We start from the raw sequence: 15436 nt of genomic DNA, 5'->3' as shown, positions 1-15436 counted from the left end.
AGTGTTGATGTATGCGTAAGTGAAGGTCAGATAATCCATATGTCAATATAAACCCATGAGGGAGTAACTGGCGGTCATACATCGCGGCAGCATCACCATCACGGAAAATATTTTTCTGGTGTTGTCTTAAACAGTGAGACTTATGTGTGTACTTATTTTTGAGTACTACACAGAAGTCTATTTTTTTATATTTTTTTGAAAATTAGATAGAATAGGTGAGTAGTCAGGTGTACTAGCTAAGGAGGATGACATATGTCAGAACAGAATAAGGAACAGGTGAATGAAACGTTCTATACACAATCAGAAGAAACCGTACTGGAGAAAATGGGCAGCAGCATGGAAGGATTATCTGATGAAGAAGCCCAACAACGATTAGCCGATTACGGCGAAAATGCATTAGCTGAAGGAAAGAAAAAATCAATGTTGGTGAAATTCTTTGAACAATTCAAGGATTTTATGATTCTTGTCTTGCTGGCAGCTGCGGTTATCTCTGCATTTTTCTCTCACGATATTGTTGATTCTGTCATTATTTTATTAGTTGTCGTGTTAAATGCAGTATTTGGCGTATTACAGGAAGCGAAAGCTGAAGAGGCTATTGAAGCATTGAAGGAAATGTCTTCACCTAATGCGAATATACGCCGCGGCGGACATACTCGAACCGTCAAAAGTGATGAACTAGTTCCCGGCGACATTGTTCTTTTAGAAGCAGGAGATGTGGTTCCGGCAGATTTACGGATTTTGGAAGCGGCTAGTTTGAAAATTGAAGAAGCTGCCTTGACTGGAGAATCCGTGCCAGTTGAAAAGAAAACAGGGATATTGCCGCAGTCAGAGCAGGAAATCGGAATTGGTGATCGAATCAACATGGCTTACTCCAACAGCAATGTCACTTACGGACGGGGGACAGGTGTAGTAGTTGGAACTGGAATGAATACAGAAGTTGGTAAGATCGCCGGGATGCTCTCGGGAGAAAAAGAGCAGGAAACGCCATTAAAACGAAATTTAAATCAGCTGGGGAAAGTTTTGACTATTGCGATATTGATTATTGCTGTCGTAATGTTTGTCGTGGGCATGCTGAACGGCAGGGAATGGGTGGATATGCTTCTCACGTCCATCTCATTAGCTGTTGCTGCAATACCAGAAGGATTACCGGCGATTGTCACAATTATTCTGGCATTGGGCACACAGAAAATGGCGAAGAAAAAAGCTATCGTTCGAAAACTGCCTGCAGTAGAAACTCTAGGTAGTACAGATATTATTTGTTCGGATAAAACAGGAACACTGACCTTGAATCAGATGACGGTGGAAGCTCTATACACAAATGGTCGTTTGGCACCAGCAGCTGAAGAAGTTCCTTTAGACAATATGGCATTGAAGATTATGACTTATGCAAATGATACGAAAATCGCGGAAGACGGTACCTTGATTGGTGATCCCACAGAAACAGCACTCGTCCAGTTTGGTTTGGAGCATGATTTTAACGTGACAGAACGAGTTGAAGCAGAGCCTCGTGTAGCTGAAATTCCTTTTGATTCGGACCGCAAGCTGATGACAACCGTTCATCAGCTGCCTGACGGAAGGTATTTAGTTGCCGTTAAAGGAGCACCTGACGAACTATTGAAGCGCTGCAGTAGTATTTTACTGGATAATCAGCCAACAGCAATGACTCCTCAGCACAGGCAGGAAATTTTGAGCAATAATACTCAAATGGCCAAGCAGGCCCTCCGTGTATTGGGTATGGCATATAAACTAGCAGATGCTATTCCAGTGGATATGAGTTCTGAAAAGGTTGAGACAGAGTTGATATTTGCAGGGTTAGTAGGAATGATTGACCCAGAGCGGCAAGAAGCAGCACAGGCAGTGAAGGTGGCAAAAGAAGCTGGTATTCGTCCGATTATGATTACTGGAGATCATGGGGAAACTGCGGAAGCGATTGCCGGACGTTTAGGAATCATCCAGCCGGGTGATGACGGGGCAGTGATTACAGGTGCAGAACTGAATGAACTTTCAGATGAAGAATTTGCTAAAACGGTGGGCCGCTATTCTGTATACGCGCGAGTATCGCCAGAGCATAAGGTTCGAATTGTCAAAGCTTGGCAGAATGAGGGCAAGGTGGTGGCAATGACTGGTGATGGTGTGAACGATGCGCCAGCCTTGAAAGCAGCAGATATCGGTATTGGTATGGGAATTACCGGAACGGAAGTATCAAAAGGAGCTTCGGATATGGTACTGGCAGATGATAATTTTTCTACAATCATTGTTGCTGTAGAAGAAGGTCGAAAAGTCTTTTCTAATATTCAGAAGACGATTCAATATTTATTGTCTGCCAATTTAGCAGAGGTTCTGACCTTATTTATTGCAACTATGCTGAACTGGGACACATTATTACCCGTTCACCTGCTGTGGATTAATCTGGTTACGGATACCTTCCCAGCGATTGCTTTAGGTGTGGAGCCTGCCGAAAATGACGTGATGAAACAAAACCCGCGTGGGAAGAATTCTAATTTCTTTTCCGGCGGTGTACTCACCAATGTAATCTATCAGGGAGTTTTACAGGGTGGTCTGATTTTGTTTGTTTATCATCTGGCAATCACAAATCCAGCGCATACCGCAATAAATATGCCGCAGCTGTCAGCGCAAGCACTATATGATTTACAGCATGGCGACGCATTGACGATGGCCTTCGCTACATTGGGCCTGATTCAATTGCTTCATGCATTTAATGTGAAGTCCATTCATGAATCTATTTTCAAGGTTGGTGTGTTCCGCAACAAGACCTTTAACTGGGCGTTGTTGATTTCAGCGCTATTGCTGACGGCAACAATCATCATTCCCGGATTTAATGATTTATTTAGAGTAACGCCTTTGGATCCATATCAATGGCTGATTGTGGCGGTTGCCGCATTCTCAATTATACCAATTGTAGAGGTCGTGAAGCTTATTCAAAGGAGCTTAAAGAAGCAAGCAGTCTAGTTAGGCTGTAAAAAGGCGGAGAGACAAAGCAGCTCCAAGCTTTCGCTGCTTATCCGCCATTGGATAGATGACAAGTCCGTTGTTTAAGTAATGGTTCTCCGACCGCATGTGTTGGTAAAAAAACTGAATAAAATCGTAAAACTTGGAGCAAAAGCAGGAAAAATGGCTGCTTTTGCTCCAAGTTTTTTTGGGGATAATTTTCAGACACAACCTCAAATGAATGGAAAATCTGAAGAAATCTTAAGGATTTCTTTCTTTAGTTGTAGAGAGCAGTTTGCTACACTAAGGGAGGGAAGGGGGCAGAAAAGATGACGACGATTCTGCTTGTTGAAGATGAAAAAGAGATTGCCGATTTGATTGCCTATTATTTACAAAATGAAAACTATCAAACGATCCTCTGCCATACTGGAGCGGAAGCTCTAACGGCTCTTAATGAAAAACAGATCGATTTAGCGATTTTAGATGTTATGCTGCCGGACATGGACGGCTTTGAAATTTGTCGGAAAATCAGGGAGACACAAAAATACCCGATTATTATGCTGACCGCTAAAGGTGAGGAAATCGATAAAATTACTGGGTTGACTATTGGGGCAGATGACTACATGACAAAGCCCTTCAAGCCTTTAGAGCTGATTGCCAGAGTGAAGGCCCAGCTGCGGCGTTTCACTACCTATAATGGTGCTGGCGATACAGCCTTAACGATTCGGGGACTAACCATTGATTTAGAAAAGCGTAAGGTTTTATTGGACGGAGAAGAAATTTATTTAACACCACTGGAATTTTCTATTTTAAAGCTGTTGTGTGAACATCAGGGACAGGCAGTTAGTTCTGAAGAGATGTTTCATACGATTTGGGGCGAAAAGTACTATACCAATGCCAACAACACGATTATGGTGCATATCCGTCACTTAAGAGAAAAAATGTCAGACTCGGTTGAAAAACCTAAGTATATTCAAACAGTATGGGGGGTAGGCTATAAAATTGACTAAAAATATAAATCGTCAGCTCTTATTGAAGCTGGGAATCGCCTGCGCTAGCGTCATCCTTTTATTTTTCCTATTTATCCAAAGCGGGATAGGCCAGGTTTTTCGAACGATGCTTTATACTTTTTTAGCATACAGCAGCAGCTTTGAGGTGGATGGACAGGTATACCATGAAACACAGATTAATCTGGAAGCATTGAAGCTGCTGTTGATTTCTTTGTTTATTTTTATGATTGTGGTCATTGCTATTAGCAGCTACTTTATTTCAAAAAGCAGTATTAATAAAGAAGTGAAGCAGCTGACAACCAAAATACCCGTTTATTTGACTACAGATACTGCCCCTTCGACAGGCGACCTTGGTCTGGATAATGAGCTTTTGAAAATTAAGTCGGCGAATATGAAGAATGAGGAATTGTTGAAGAGGGAAACACAGCGGACCAAGGATTTAATTACTTATTTGGCTCATGATTTGAAGACACCGCTGGCTTCTGTGATAGGGTATTTAAATTTGCTGATCGACTCTCCAGATTTGTCGATGGCTCAGCGGGCAAAATTTCTGCAGATTACTCTTGATAAAGCCGGCCGCCTGGAAGAACTGATTAATGAATTCTTTGATATTACTCGATTTAGTCTACAGGATATTCACTTGAATAAAACGAAGATGGATTTGGTTTTATTAACTCAGCAGATGATTGAAGAATTTTATCCATTGTTAAGTGAAAAAGAACAAAAAATCGAATACTCAGGTCCAGATAGTCTCATTGGAGAAGCTGATGGTGATCAGCTGGCCAGAGTGTTGAATAATTTGTTTAAGAATGCTCTGTCTTACGGAAATCAGGGTTCAACAATAAAAATCAGCTTAGTGGAGTCAATAAAAACGATTCAGCTGTCTGTAGTCAACGAGGGACCAACAATTTCAGCACGTCAACTGGAACTGATTTTTGATAAATTTTATCGGCTGGACCATGCTCGTTCAACTAAAACAGGAGGCGCCGGGTTAGGCTTGGCTATCGCTAAAGAAATTGTTCAAGCGCATGATGGTGAAATACATGCGCAAAGCAAGGATGGAGTAACCACGTTTGAAGTGATACTGCCTAAGTCTTAAGAAAACTTAAGATGAAGCTAAGTAATAATTAAAATACTGCATCTCTTTTATTGGTTTAATAAAACCATAAAGGAGGTGCTTTTTTGATGAAAAAAAGATATCAGATGTTAATTCCAGTAGTTCTGGGTATTTCTGCCGCAGCTGTTTTTCTACAGAATCCAGCTGTTGACGAGAATCCTGCCCGCAATCCTCTTGTTTTATCATTGAATCAGGAGAAAAGCCTAGAGAATGACTGGCTTGAAGGAATAACTGCTAAACAAGTTTATCTACAGGAAAGAAGCGGAGCGGCAGTTTACCAAAAAGAAAGCAATCGGAAAGTTTCAATTGCTTCGCTGACTAAAATTATGACGACATTATGCTTGATAGAGCATCAGCAGAATTTTAGTGAGGTAGTTGAGATACCAGCAGGAATTTTCCCATTTATAGAAAAGGAGCAGCTGGCAACGGCAGGCTTTTTAGAAGGAGAAAGAGTACCCTTTGAGGAGCTTCTATATGCCATTATGCTGCCTTCGGGAGCAGAAGCAGCCTTGTCTGGGGCTATTCATCTATCAGGAACAGAGAAACGCTTTGTAGCACTGATGAATGATAAGGCCGCCGAATTAGGTCTGACAGGTACTCATTTCAACAATGTTACCGGTGTGGATGAAGGGAATCACTACTCTACAGCTGCAGATACTGCCTCTTTATTGGACTATGCTTTAGACAATCCGGTTTTTTATGAGATATTTACTACTTTTGAGTATCAGACTTCAGGGACAGCACTTCATCCGGAAGGGGTCTATCTAAGTAGTACACTGCTAAAAAGCGGCGAGCCGCTGGATTGGGAAACAGGTCGGATTCAAGGTGGAAAGACTGGTTTTACTTATGATGCTGGACAATGTTTGGCAAGTCTGGCTGAGATTGACGGTAAGGAATATCTTTTGGTGTTGATAGGGGCTTCAGGAAGTGGGGACTCGGAGCAGCGGAATATTAAGGAGAGTCGGCTGCTCTATCAGCGGCTTGACAGTCTGGATTTGGACAGCGCTCAACTCTAAAAAACGCATAAGAAAGAATTAAGTGAATAGGAGGAAGAGCGATAGTGGAAGTTGAATTTTCGCCAAAAAGAGCAGCAGCATCGGCAGAATGAAGCTGTTGCTGTCATGCTCAAGCGGATTCTGCTAGTCGCATATTTAAATACAATTATCAAGAAAGAGGCGAAATTTAATGAAAAAGGTTGCAGTCTTATTTGGCGGTCGTTCCTCTGAATATGAAGTTTCTCTTAAATCAGCGGCTGCTGTATTGAAGGTCTTAAACCTTCAAAAGTATGAAATTATCCGAATCGGTATTACGAAAGAGGGTGAATGGTATCATTTTTCAGGGGATAATCAATTGATTGAACATGACGAGTGGCAGCAAGAAGCTGTTTGCCGGAAAATTCAGCCGGTAATTGGCGAAAGCTGGAAAGGATTCTGGCTAATAGAAGAGGGACAGAAGCTACCAGTGGATATTCTTTTTCCGGTTATGCATGGAGAATATGTTGAAGATGGATGTCTTCAGGGATTGTTTACTTGGATGGATATTCCTTATGTCGGCTGTAATACAGCGGTTTCTGCTTTATGTATGGATAAAGGCTTAACGCACCGCTTTGCTAACAGTATTGGTATTGAAACAACCCCTTCGATTCAATGCCGGATAGACGAGGCAGGAAGCAAAGCTGTAGCGGATTTCATTGAAAAAAATGATTTTCCGATGTTTATCAAACCTTTGAGGGGCGGTTCTTCTAAAGGAATTAGGAAGATAACCAACTGGTCTGAGCTGCAGCAGGGAATTAAGGAGATAGAGAAAATGGATACCTGTTTTACCTTGGAGAAGGAAGTCGTAGGATTTGAGGTCGGCTGTGGTATCTTGGGAAATCAAGAACTGGTGATTGGTGAAATTGATGAAATTGAACTCCAGACAGATTTTTTTGACTATACAGAAAAATATCAGCTGCTGTCATCAACCATTCATCTCCCAGCCCGAATTTCTGCAGATTTGAAAAGAGAAATCTGTTATCAGGCAGAGCGTCTGTACCGATTGCTAGGCTGTTCAGGTCTGGCCCGCATCGATTTTTTCATTACTTGTCAGGGAGCAATTTTTCTCAACGAAATTAATACCATGCCGGGCTTTACAGAGAATTCCAGATATCCCAATATGTTAAAGAAAAAAGGTTTTTCTTATAGTGAAATTATTGAAGAATTGCTGAGGCTGGCTGAGGAGGAAAAAGGATGGTAGAACAATCAGCATTTTCTTATATTCAATTGGTGAATGACAAAAATCCTGTAGTGTTGTCAGTACCACCGATGGAACTAGTCACAGCCCCTTTTTCAAATGGACAGGAGCTGTTGGAAAAAGAGACAGCCCAACAGCTTCAGGCACTTGTGTCATTCATCAAAGCAGAAAAAAAACTCATTGTGACGAGCGGTTATCGCAGCCGTGATGAGCAGCAGCAGCTTTATAATCAGTGTCTTGCTGCGCATGGTCAGGAGTATACGAATCAGTATGTTGCACGACCGGAGCGAAGCGAACATCAGACAGGCTTAGCGGTTGATATAGGTTTGGCTAATCAGAAAAACGATAGTATCTGTCCAACCTTTGAAGGAGGGGAAACGGTAAGCCTTTTTCTGGAGAGCTGCGGGGCGTTTGGCTTTATTTTACGCTATCCGCCACATCGACAGGACCAGACAGGAATCGCATATGAACCTTGGCATTTCCGCTATGTCGGCTGCCCGCATAGCCAAATCATTCAGCAGCAGGACTGGGTACTAGAAGACTATCATGAATTTTTATCTAAATGGAGGTCCGCTTATGGATAAGCCAAAACAGAGGCGAGCATGGGGAATTGATCAGTTCCGGTTATTGGCTGCTGTGATGGTTGTCGGTATTCATACATTTCCTTTTCATTCCATTTATCCATTATTGGATAATGTGCTGACATTGACTGTATTTCGGATAGCAGTCCCGTTCTTTTTCATGGTTACCGGCTACTATCTGTTAGGCCCCTATGGGGAACGACCTGTTTATCAAAAGTGGTGGCGGATTAAAAGAGGCGTTATTCAACTACTAAAGCTCTATGGAGCTGTTTGTCTGCTTTATTTACCCCTTTCTTTTTATACCGGTGTCTTGTCGTTTTCAATGCCTGTATCTGCTTTACTAAAAGTGCTTCTTATTGAGGGACCTCTTTATCATCTCTGGTATTTTCCAGCGATAATTCTGGGCGTATTTCTTTGTGTCTGTCTGATAAAAAAATTGGGACTTTATCCTGCATTACTAGTTAGCGGTTGTCTCTATCTTATTGGATTAGGAGGAGACAGTTATTATTTCTTGATAAAAAACAATAATTTTTTTCGCGGATTCTATGAGCTTCTTTTTCAAGCAACAGAATATACACGAAATGGCTTGTTCTTTGCTCCAATTTTCCTACTATTAGGTGTATATGCTTATGTAAATAGAGAAAAACGAATACTAAATCTAACCCTAAAGCTTTTTATTTGTCTTCTCCTACTGGTGATTGAAGGTGCGCTGCTGCACAACGGAAACCCATTACGTCATGACAGCATGTATCTCTGCCTGCCGCTGGTTATGTATGTCTTGTTTCAGAGCGTCCTGAGATGGAAGCCCAGCATACATATAGCTAAAGCAAAAAGCTATTCCCTAGGTATTTATATTCTTCATCCTCTAAGTATTGCTGTCCTTGCTTATGTTGGAAAGGGGATTCCTTTTCTGCAAAATAGTCTGCTGCAGTTTTTATTAGTGTTGCTACTAACTGTAATCATATGCATGATTCTGATAGCGTTATTTGAAAAAAAGAGAAAAAAAACAGGGGGCACACTGAGGCGTGCTGAAAAAAAGGTGGATAAACGGGCCCTGGCAGCCAATTTGAAACTGCTTCAAAAGCTGCTTTCTGAAAAAACACGGGTGATGGCTGTTCTTAAAGCAAATGCTTATGGTCATGGTGCAGTGAAATGTGGAAAAGAATTGGAGAAGCTGGGGGTTGATTTTTACGCTGTGGCAACGCTGGAGGAAGGGGTTCAGTTAAGAAAAGCAGGACTTCAAGGGGAAATCCTCATCCTCGGTTATACAGATCCTGACAGAATAAAAGAGCTCAACAAATATAATTTAATTCAAACTATTATCCATCAGCAGTATGCTGTGTTGTTGAATAGGCGGAAAATTCCTATCCGTTGCCATTTGAAGATTGATACAGGTATGCACCGCCTAGGCTTTTCTCCAGACTTAATGGAGCTTTTGCCTACCTACAAGCTGCCTTTTCTGAAATGTGAAGGGATTTACTCTCATTTAGGTTCTACAGATTCGCAGGACGATACATCACGGGAACGAACCAGACAACAGATTCACGTGTATGACCGCTTGCTGGAAGAATTGGAGCAGGCAGGTATTGACTACGGGATGACACATCTTCAAAGCAGTTATGGTGTGGTGAATTACCCAGAGCTTACCTATGATTACGCCAGAATCGGTCTTTTTCTTTATGGCGTACTTAGTCAAACGGATTACCAGCTAAAGGAACAGTTAACACTCAAGCCAGTGCTGTCGATTCAAGCCATTCTAATCTCGGTGAAATCCGTTGCGTATGGGCAGTATCTCGGCTATGGAACTGGTAGACAGGCGGTAAAAGGGCAGAAGGTTGGTGTTGTTTCGATAGGCTATGCCGATGGAATTTCTCGAAATTTATCGGAGACAGGTTATAGGCTAAGCTATGAAGATCAGGAGCTGCCTCAAATCGGTATGATTTGCATGGACATGCTGCTGGTGGATTTAACCGAAGCACCAGCTATTCAGCCAGGGGTAGTTATAACGGTGCTGGAGAATGGTGAAGAAGCCGCTAAAAAAAGTCAAACGATTACGAATGAGATTCTAAGCAGGATCGGCAGCCGGCTGGAAAATTGAAAACACTGAAACAGAGGGAATGTAACCCTATGTTTCAGTGTTGTTTCAACAGGTTGAACTTTTAGCTATCCTTTAGTACAGAAACAATTGCTTCGTTAAAAGCCGGCAGGTCATCTGGATTCCGACTAGTTACAAGTTTCTTATCAATGACAACGGCCTGATCTTCAACCTCAGCGCCAGCGTAATGAATATCCGGCTGTACAGTTAGATAGGCAGTCATTTTACGTCCGCTAGTTAAACCAGTCTGGATAAATAATTGGGGACCATGGCAAATCGCAAATAACGGCAAGTCATTTTCCAAATAGTAGGCAGTGAAATCTACAAAACGTTGATCTGCACGCAGCTGGTCAGGTGAAAAGCCTCCAGGAATTAGCAACGCAGAAAATTCCTCTGGAGAAACATCATCAATCGCTGCATCAATGACAAAGGTCTCTCCCTTTTTTCCAGTAATAGTTTTGCCGGCTTCTTTTTCAATTAGCGTCAAAGTGTAACCGGCACTTTCCAAGGCCTTTTTTGGTGAGGTCAATTCTACGTCTTCCACCATATCTGTAACTAATACTGCAACTTTTCCTGTGTTTGTCATCGAATCTCCTCTTTCTTGTTTGTTGTGGCTGAATGAATCAGCTTAACTTTATCCTAACGTGATTTTTTTAAGTATTCAAAAGATAGACACTTCTTTGTTTGAACAATCCTGACTTTTTGGTAAAATAGAGGAGTGACCGGAATGGATAGTCATTCCTTACTGAAAAGCAGGAGGTATGTATAAATGTATCGTTTAGAAGAAGAAGAAAAAGAAAATACACCGAAAAATGATCAAAGTATGATTATGAAGAAATTATGGGAAGAGCGGACAATTCTGATTTATGGTGAAGTAACACAGGATTTAGCCAGAGAGGTTTCTTCTCAGCTGCTTTTATTAGCAGCAATGGGTGATGAGCCTATTAAGATTTTTGTCAACAGTCCGGGAGGACATGTAGAATCTGGAGACACTATCCACGACATGATTCAGTTTGTTAAGCCAGAGGTTATCGTTGTAGGTACTGGCTGGGTGGCAAGTGCCGGTGTCACAATCTATCTTGCGGCAGATGCCAAGAATAGATACTGCCTGCCGAATACTCGGTTTATGATTCATCAGCCGGCTGGCGGAGTACAAGGTCAAGGAACAGAGATTCAAATTGAAGCGAAGGAAATTGTCCGTATGAGAGAACGTGTTAACCGGATGATTGCTGAAGCAACAGGTCAAACCTATGAACAGGTAGCTAAAGATACAGACCGCAATTTCTGGATGTCTGCAGAAGAAGCCAAAGAATATGGCATGGTATCTAAAATTATTAAATCCAGCGACGAAATTTAATAAGTCAAATGATGTGTCAAGTGGCTGACATCTAATGAGTAAAGCTAGAGGTGTTTAATTCTGGAAAGACATTTTTTAGAAAAAGACAGGAGTAGAGACAGAAGAGGCAGCATCGAGAAATAAAAAAGAGCTGCTCTGTCACAGTTTAGTGTTGATAAGTACTTCTATTTAGTTTTTTATTCAGGTTTAAAGAGCGAAATAAACGGAGTGTCCGTTTTGTTTCGCTCTTTTATGTTTATAAGTCTTTAGAATTTCAAAAAAAATTTGAAAAATTCTAGAATAGTCCATATAAAATAACGATAGTTATTTTTGTGGAACTACAGGTTTTTATTCTGGGCTTGTCAGCAAGAAGGGAAAACGGTAAAATAAATTGATAATAAAAGAAAGTAGGAAGAAAAGTGAAACCAAATTTAGGCTATTATATTCAAAAGATTAACGATATTGTGCAGGAGACCGAAAAAATCGGCGAAAATATGAATGTTTATTACGAGGAGCTGCGTCAGGCAATCGACGATAAGAAGACAGCAGAGCTTTCTCCAGAGCGGATTACAGAGATTCAGGGAATCTTTAAAGAAGGTACGATGAAATATGAAGACTTGCTAAAATTAATTCTAGGTCTTCGTCCACCAGTAAAAGTAATTGGCGTTCATAAAAAATTAGAACGTTCTTATACAGAATATGTTGCGGGATGCAATGAAATGGTTCTCTCCTTGAATCCAGAAAAAGGGATGGATGTTGAACTTTTTGAAGCTTCAGAAGCAAAACAGGATTTGGCAACAGATGATATTTCTTTCTGTATTACAAAAATGAGCAATGTTTTATTAAAGAAATAAATATAAAATAACAAAAAAATCTCATTTTATTTTTAAGATGTTTTTACTAGACAAAGCTAGAGAAGTATTGTATTATTTAGACATACCAACAACAACCTTTTTATTTTTCATTTTACTCTTATTGAGTAATACTCCTTTTCCATCGGCTTGCCAAAGCCGATGGTTTTTTTATCTCTTTTTTTTATTTTGTTTATTTAATTATTTAAAAATTTTATTTCGAACAAGATAGAAGGCGCCAATTAAACCAGCATCATTTTGATGCTGACAACGGTCCACTGGTGTTTTAAAAAGAGACCATTCGGGAAAATCTTTTAAGGGCTGCTCAATTAGGCTCAGCAAATTTGGATTTTGACTCACTCCGCCTCCAATCAGGACCTTCTCCGGATTCATCGTAACTATGACATTATAGATACACAGAGCAATATATTCACCCCAGCGTTTCAAAACAATTTTTTTCTCAAACGTATTTCCTTTGAAAATTTCTTCCCCAGTCACTGGAGTATCTGAAGTAATGCCCAGCCGCTGCCGATACAGATTTAATAAACCTTGTGTTGAGGCATATTTAGCAATAATTTCATTTTTGCCATGTTCATTGGGAATCAACATCATACCAAACTCTCCAGCGCTGAAGCCGGATCCTTTCACTAAGGTACCATTTTGAATGATGCCGCCGCCGATACCTGTCCCCAAAGTCATAACAACAAAATCCTTATGTCCCTGACCGTTGCCTGAGTACATTTCAGCTAAGGCCGCACAGTTTCCGTCATTTTCAATAAAGATCGGGTATTTATTGCCAGTTCGTTCCATTAGCATTTGCACAAAGGGCTTCCCGCGTAATGGATGGATGGCACCAGAAACAATCAAAGTACCGCTTTCACTATCAATCACTCCTGGAAAGCTAAAACCAATTCCTTCAATTTCATGGACTATCTCATATTCTAGAATAACTTCTTCAAGCAGCGAGAAGAAGGCTTCTTCTGTTTCTATTTCAGTTGGACGCTTTCCTTTTGCGACGAGGTTGCCTTCCAGGTCAAATAAGCCGTATTTTACAAAGATGCCGCCGACATCAAAACTAATAATCATTTTTCATCGCCTTTCTTATCTATATAAATCCTGTAAAAGTTTTATTGCGCAGGAAAGTATATGTACGAGAATTTCATAAATTCGTTAAAACTCATTTTTTAACACAAGTCAGTTATTGAAAAAATTTTCAGATTTATAAAAAAATAATAATTATAAATGCGTTTCTTTTACAGGATTTATAGTAATATTCCTTTTTTTAAATGAGGACAGAATAGAAACATTTATCTGGATTTAGGTACACTAAAAATATAGAAATAGATGATTGTTCAAACCTCATAGTGAAGCGAGCTGAAATTAATCCTAAAAAAGAAAATAGCGTATAAACTGTTGATTACATGAATCGTGGCTACTTTTCTTTGTGATTTCTAAAGCAGAAGACCGCTAGGATTGCATAAGAACAATCAAGCATCTTTGACAGGTTTTTAATAAGAAAGCTAGAGTCAGAGCTTTCAACTGCTCGTTCTTATGATAAAAAAACTCCAAGACTAGGTCTTTCTAGCCTTGGAGAGAAATGTTTTAATTTTCTACATTTCGTACATAATCATCGAAATACTGAATCAAATCGGATTTGATCTTCTGATACTCTTCCTCGGTATATTCTTTCTCTTCTATATTGCCATTGAAAAATGGAATTTTCAGTTCTTCCTTTAAACGTTCTAAAACTTCCGTATGATTCATGTCTGCACCTCTTTAATTATTATCATCTTTCATTATAAAACATTGAACCAATTCGTCAACTCTTCAAAGGTATTTTTCATGACGTCCAACTTGCTGTAAAGAACCGCAATGTCAGAGTCCTCTTGAAAGAAGACCTGTTTTAACTCAAAATAAAAATCTTCAAAAGCATCGAAAAATGGTTCCGTTTTTTCTTGAAACAGCTCTTCATTGCTGTAATAGAAAATACGCACGCTATGATAATAAGTAAATACTTCATTAATATTTACTAGAATACGGACATCTGTTTCATCCGTTCTTGGCTGAATACTGATCAAATCATATAAAGCTAAGGATTTTGTATGAGTTTCCGATAAATAGGATAAGAATAGATCAATTTTTTCTGTTGATGCAGGCATTTCATCCACCTCCGTTTTTCTTTTTATTATAGTAAAAATCAGGGGGATTGGAAAATGATAACCCTGATGCTTGCCGCCAGTAAGAATGTATATAGTAGAATTATTTTCTTTCAGGAAAGCTAAAATCGGCCAATGCTTTATTTAAATAGTCATTAAAGGGCTTCATAGCTTTAAAGACCTTCTGACAGGTTATCAGTAACTCTTCTTCATCTAAAATGAGTTGTAAGGGTAAGGAATACTCCAGATACCAGCTTTTATATTTAAGATAGTCGTCGATGGCTGTTCCAGTTTCTTCGTATCCTCTGGGAAAACGTTTTAGCTGTTCGCCGCGGACAGAAAAGTATTCTTTGAAATCCGGAGCTGCGATGATTTCTAGAAATTCTTGAGGGTGTTCCAGAAGATAGCTTCGAATGAGGGCAGTTGCTTCAGAAAACTGAGCAGCAAACAAACCACCGCCAATAAAAGAATCTCTGTTTCTCGGCCCAAGCTGAATAAAATAACCGACTGGAATAAAAGGTTTGCCGTGAGGACCGATATGCGCTCTAAGCGTCGGATTGTAAGGTGATTTATCATGGCTGAACCGAATATCGCGATTTAGTCGAAAGCTTAATTTTTCAGGGTTCATCACTGGAATAGCTGAATCAAATCCTCTGACTTGTTCTTGGAGTTGTCCCACAAAAGTATGGAAGAACATGAACGCCTGTTTTCTTTCAGCTGTATGCTCATGCATCCAAGCAAGAGAGTTGTTTTGGTTTAGCTCATCCAAAAAAGTAATCGTTTTAGTTAATGACATAGAACAGCCTCCTTTATCTGACAGTTATTAATTAAGCGCTACATACTCATTATTTCATAAAAGATAAGAGCTTACAATCCTCTAGTGAAAGAATTGCCGCACGGACATAATACAAAATAATAACGTGCAAAAAAATCTGCATGATTTGTTCAGTGACAAAAAACACAGATTTTGAAAGCTACTTGATGAGCTGCGTTTGTTTTCTTATAAAAATCAACTATTTAGGTATTAATTGACTTTCAGTATTCCTATTTTCAAAGTCTTCGTTTAGGCTTTTCAGACATGTTTTAGTAAGAAATCTTTTGCTGGTTTT

Annotated in this window: 14 protein-coding genes; 9 read left to right on the top strand and 5 right to left on the bottom strand. The window is 40.0% G+C overall.

Annotated elements, in window-relative coordinates; translation table 11 throughout:
- The first annotated feature begins 252 nt into the window (after positions 1–252).
- The 7 genes from ACPWSO_RS00735 (at position 253) to vanT (ending at position 9987) form a co-directional block, all read left to right on the top strand.
- Complete coding sequence (locus ACPWSO_RS00735) at positions 253–2970, top strand: cation-translocating P-type ATPase (protein WP_426080853.1); 2718 nt, start codon at positions 253–255, stop codon at positions 2968–2970.
- 308 nt (positions 2971–3278) lie between these two features.
- On the top strand, positions 3279–3959 hold the full coding sequence (locus tag ACPWSO_RS00730) for a response regulator transcription factor (RefSeq protein WP_426080852.1): 681 nt from the start codon (positions 3279–3281) through the stop codon (positions 3957–3959).
- On the top strand, positions 3952–5058 hold the full coding sequence (locus ACPWSO_RS00725) for a sensor histidine kinase (RefSeq protein WP_426080851.1): 1107 nt from the start codon (positions 3952–3954) through the stop codon (positions 5056–5058). Before ACPWSO_RS00730 ends, ACPWSO_RS00725 begins: the two co-directional genes overlap by 8 nt.
- A gap of 86 nt (positions 5059–5144) precedes the next feature.
- A complete protein-coding gene (locus ACPWSO_RS00720) occupies positions 5145–6092 on the top strand; it encodes a D-alanyl-D-alanine carboxypeptidase family protein (RefSeq protein WP_426080850.1) in 948 nt (315 codons plus the stop codon).
- Between the two features lie 169 nt (positions 6093–6261).
- Complete coding sequence (locus ACPWSO_RS00715) at positions 6262–7311, top strand: D-alanine--D-alanine ligase family protein (RefSeq protein WP_426080849.1); 1050 nt, start codon at positions 6262–6264, stop codon at positions 7309–7311.
- Entirely contained in the window at positions 7305–7892 is a 588-nt protein-coding gene (locus ACPWSO_RS00710) for a D-alanyl-D-alanine carboxypeptidase family protein (protein ID WP_426080848.1), read from the top strand. The genes ACPWSO_RS00715 and ACPWSO_RS00710 overlap by 7 nt, the downstream gene beginning before the upstream one ends.
- A complete protein-coding gene (gene vanT / locus ACPWSO_RS00705; RefSeq protein WP_426080847.1) occupies positions 7885–9987 on the top strand; it encodes a membrane-bound serine racemase VanT in 2103 nt (700 codons plus the stop codon). Before ACPWSO_RS00710 ends, vanT begins: the two co-directional genes overlap by 8 nt.
- A 61-nt stretch (positions 9988–10048) precedes the next feature.
- Here vanT and ACPWSO_RS00700 read toward each other — a convergent pair whose 3' ends face one another.
- Positions 10049–10570, bottom strand: coding sequence for a type 1 glutamine amidotransferase domain-containing protein (locus tag ACPWSO_RS00700; RefSeq protein ID WP_426080846.1), 522 nt, complete (start codon positions 10568–10570; stop codon positions 10049–10051).
- A gap of 183 nt (positions 10571–10753) precedes the next feature.
- Between ACPWSO_RS00700 and ACPWSO_RS00695 the strand changes: the two genes are divergently transcribed.
- Together ACPWSO_RS00695 and ACPWSO_RS00690 are read left to right on the top strand one after the other, a co-directional pair.
- A complete protein-coding gene (locus ACPWSO_RS00695) occupies positions 10754–11341 on the top strand; it encodes an ATP-dependent Clp protease proteolytic subunit (protein ID WP_426080845.1) in 588 nt (195 codons plus the stop codon).
- Between the two features lie 398 nt (positions 11342–11739).
- A complete protein-coding gene (locus tag ACPWSO_RS00690; RefSeq protein WP_426080844.1) occupies positions 11740–12174 on the top strand; it encodes a hypothetical protein in 435 nt (144 codons plus the stop codon).
- 198 nt (positions 12175–12372) lie between these two features.
- On the opposite strand, the gene ACPWSO_RS00685 is transcribed toward ACPWSO_RS00690, so the two are convergent.
- The 4 genes from ACPWSO_RS00685 to ACPWSO_RS00670 all read right to left on the bottom strand — a co-directional run bounded on the left by ACPWSO_RS00685 (position 12373) and on the right by ACPWSO_RS00670 (position 15123).
- On the bottom strand, positions 12373–13257 hold the full coding sequence (locus tag ACPWSO_RS00685) for an ROK family protein (protein WP_426080843.1): 885 nt from the start codon (positions 13255–13257) through the stop codon (positions 12373–12375).
- Between the two features lie 516 nt (positions 13258–13773).
- On the bottom strand, positions 13774–13935 hold the full coding sequence (locus ACPWSO_RS00680) for a hypothetical protein (RefSeq protein ID WP_426080842.1): 162 nt from the start codon (positions 13933–13935) through the stop codon (positions 13774–13776).
- Between the two features lie 32 nt (positions 13936–13967).
- Positions 13968–14330, bottom strand: a complete 363-nt coding sequence (locus ACPWSO_RS00675; RefSeq protein ID WP_426080841.1) for a hypothetical protein — start codon at positions 14328–14330, stop codon at positions 13968–13970.
- Between the two features lie 100 nt (positions 14331–14430).
- Positions 14431–15123 carry a DUF2461 domain-containing protein gene (locus ACPWSO_RS00670; RefSeq protein ID WP_426080840.1) on the bottom strand — a complete coding sequence of 231 codons (693 nt, stop codon included), beginning with the start codon at positions 15121–15123 and terminating at the stop codon, positions 14431–14433.
- Positions 15124–15436: the final 313 nt, after the last annotated feature.

This window comes from Enterococcus sp. LJL51, assembly GCF_049894025.1.
GTDB lineage: Bacteria > Bacillota > Bacilli > Lactobacillales > Enterococcaceae > Enterococcus_L.
Note: the sequence above shows the minus strand (reverse complement) of the source record. Positions and strands in the feature narration are given on the sequence as shown.